The sequence below is a fragment of the Microbacterium sp. genome (assembly GCF_030149085.1).
Lineage (GTDB): Bacteria > Actinomycetota > Actinomycetes > Actinomycetales > Microbacteriaceae > Microbacterium.
In genome coordinates this window covers 1-3149 of record NZ_JASBSF010000379.1, presented here as the reverse complement: position 1 = coordinate 3149, position 3149 = coordinate 1, and the positions used below count along the sequence as shown (strand labels likewise).

Genomic DNA, 3149 nt, shown 5'->3' with positions numbered 1-3149 from the left:
GACCGGGGCTTTCGCTACAATCCGCACGTCATCTGTCTTCATCGGCGAGCGGAACCGAGAATGTCCGTGCTCAGCGGCCAGCACCTGTTCGACCGCGATGTGCCGCGCTTCCTGGAGAGTTCCGCAGGTGTCCTGCCGCCCTATCCTCGGCGCGCGTGGCTGCGCTGGACAATGCGCGGCATCCTCGCTCTCCCTCTGGTCATCGTCGTCGCGCGCTACGCGCTGCTGGCTCCCGAGCCGTGGCACGACACTGCCAATCAGTCGCTCCTAGCCCGTGTCCGCGACGGCGCAGGTGCAGCGGATTTCGGGCAGCTCCTCACGACCTTCTCGCCGCCGCTGGGCACACTGCCGGCCGTGGTCCTTCCCTCGGAGTTGCTCCTCGCCCTCGCCGGGGCACTGCTCGGAGGCTTCTTCCTTCAGGGCCTTGATCAGGCGATGTTTCGCCGCGGGCTGCACGGCATCATTCGCCTCGTCGTCCTGGTCTCTCTGCTGATCTCGCCGGTCTTCGTGCTGCTCTCGGCAACCGACATCACAATGTTCGGCGCCGTCGTCCTCTTCGGTCTCGGACTCATCGACATCGTGCGTTTTGAGAATCTCGCCAACACCCAGGCGGGATTTCGCGCGGGGCTGCTGCTCGGGGCTGCGGCGATGACGGACGTGCGGGCCATTCCTCTCGTTCTCACGGTCGCGATCGTGGGGACTCTGCTCATCCACTCCCGCCCGCAGGCCCGGGCGGCGAACGCGGTCATCGTGGCCTTTCCCACTGTCGCGGTCACTGTCGCGCTCGCCCTTGCCGGCGTGATCATCGGCTCGGGACCGCTCACCTTTCTCCGCACCGATGCGACAAGTGCCGCCCGTGCGATCGAGGCGCTAGTCTCTGACCCGCTCAGCGAGCCACTGATGCTGTACCTCGCTCCCGTGCTCGTCGTCGCCATAACTGCCGGGGTCTTCGGCTTCGCGCGCTCGGGCGTGATGATGCTCCTGATCGCGGTGGGTGCTCTGGCCGGCGTTCTGGTGGGTTCACCGCTGATCGCTGCCGCAGCGCTCGCCTACCTACTCGTGCATATTTCGGTCGCCATCCTTCCGACGGAATCGCCGGCGCAGCACGCCGCGATCGTCGTCATGTGTTCCGTGCTCGTCGGCATCGTCGGGTGGGTTGTCGCCGCGCGACTTCCCGAGGCCCAGGAGTGGTCGGTCATCTTCACGGGGTTCGGTCAGGTTCCTTCCGGCGGGGGCGACGGATGACAGACATCGATGTAAGCCTGCTGGATGTCGGCTTTCGCGCGGTCTACGCGCGCGAGGGATGGATTCCGCTCGCGGCCGGCGAGGACGGCACGATCCTGGTCGGCGCGTCGCGCGAGCTGGACCCCGCGCAAGAGGAAGCGATCGCCGACGATCTTGGCGCGCCGATCGAGGTGGTCCCGGTGAGCCAGCAGTTCATCATCGACGCCGTGATCGAGGTGTTCGCGGCAGAGTTCGCCGCTGAGGCAGCGGACGGACTCGCGAACGCGAATCCGGTGCGTTCGGCGCGCACCGTCCTCTCGCGGGGCCAGGTGATCGGGTTCGCGGTCGTGGCGAGCGTTGCGGTGCTCGGTGCGGTGCTGCTGACGGGCGCGACACTTGTCGTCATCCTCGCCGCCATCAATCTCTTCTTTCTTGCGAGCGTTCTGTTCAAGTTCGTCGTCGCCTTCCGGGGATCTCGCTACGACCTCGTGAACAAGGTGTCGCGGTTCGAGCTGTCGGTGCTCGACGAGGACGAGCTGCCGTTCTACACCGTGTTGGTGCCGGTCTTTCGCGAAGAGAAGGTCGTCGCCCAGCTCATGACGAATCTGGGGCGCCTGGACTATCCGCGTGACCGCCTCGAGGTGCTGATCCTCGTCGAAGAAGGCGATGACGCGACCCGGGCGGCGATCGCCCGGTCAGTCGTCCCGGAGCACTTCATCGTCGTGCCTATCCCGGCCGGCGTACCTCAGACCAAGCCACGCGCGTGCAATGTCGGCCTCGAACTGGCGCGTGGCGAGTTCCTCGTGATCTTCGATGCCGAGGATGCGCCCGAACCCGACCAACTGAAGAAGGCGGTCATCGTGTTCTCGCGCACAGACGAGTCGACCGCCGTCGTACAGGCCTCACTCAACTACTTCAACGCGCGAGAGAACGCCCTCACGCGCCTGTTCACTCTCGAGTACGGGGCATGGTTCGACTACATGCTCATGGGGCTCGAAGACTCCGACCTTCCGATCCCGCTCGGAGGGACGTCCAATCATTTCCGGATGACGGCGCTTCGACGTCTCGGGGGATGGGATCCCTACAACGTCACCGAGGACGCCGACCTCGGCATCCGTGCCAGTGCCCTGGGGTACCGGGTCGGTGTCGTTGATGCCACGACGATGGAGGAGGCGACCTCGCGCATTCCGCAGTTCATCAAGCAACGCAGCCGATGGATCAAGGGATACATGCAGACCGCGCTCGTCCACTCGAGGCAGCCCATAGCGCTGATCCGCCGGATCGGCCTCCGCCGGTTCGCTGCGTTCGCGCTCCTGATCGCCGGCACGCCCTTCACGTTCCTCAGCGTGATCCCCTTCGCGATCCTGCTCGTGCTCGCCCTCGCGTTGCCGTTCTACGTCGTCCCGGTCGAGGTCCCGCCGATCGTGATCGTCTTGAGCGCTTTGAACTTCCTTCTCGGCTACTCCCTGCTGATCTACATGAACATGATGGGTCCCTATAAGCGGGGACTCTTCGGGCTCGTGCCCTGGGCTCTCCTGAAGCCCCTGTTCTGGATCCTCCACTCGATTGCCGCGTACAAGGCTCTCTGGCAGCTGATCACCAGACCGCACTACTGGGAGAAGACGGAGCACGGCACCTCCCGGTTCGCTGCTCCGCATGCCGTCGCTGGGGAGCACCCCGATCCCGCGCCGGCAGAGGAGCCGTCCGCCGAGAAAGAGCCGGAGACGGAACTCACCCCGGAGGAGCGGGAGGCGCGCAGCGCCGTGGAGCGTCAACGCCGGATGTCGTGGTGACCCGGTCCTCTCAGCGGATGCCGCGGCCCCAGAGCATCAGGGGAGTGCGGCTCGCGTACTTCCGATAGTCATCGCCGAAAGCCTCGAGAAGGAACCTCTGCTCGACGTGCGCCTTGGTGATAAGCACGATGG

Annotated in this window: 2 protein-coding genes; both read left to right on the top strand. The window is 65.5% G+C overall.

What is annotated here, in order from left to right; all coding sequences use genetic code 11:
* The first annotated feature begins 60 nt into the window (after positions 1 to 60).
* Complete coding sequence (locus tag Q1V87_RS15180) at positions 61 to 1245, top strand: hypothetical protein (protein ID WP_300594728.1); 1185 nt, start codon at positions 61 to 63, stop codon at positions 1243 to 1245.
* The gene (locus Q1V87_RS15175) at positions 1242 to 3017 is read left to right on the top strand and encodes a glycosyltransferase (RefSeq protein WP_300594725.1); all 1776 of its coding nucleotides are present in this window, start codon (positions 1242 to 1244) and stop codon (positions 3015 to 3017) included. Before Q1V87_RS15180 ends, Q1V87_RS15175 begins: the two co-directional genes overlap by 4 nt.
* Positions 3018 to 3149: the final 132 nt, after the last annotated feature.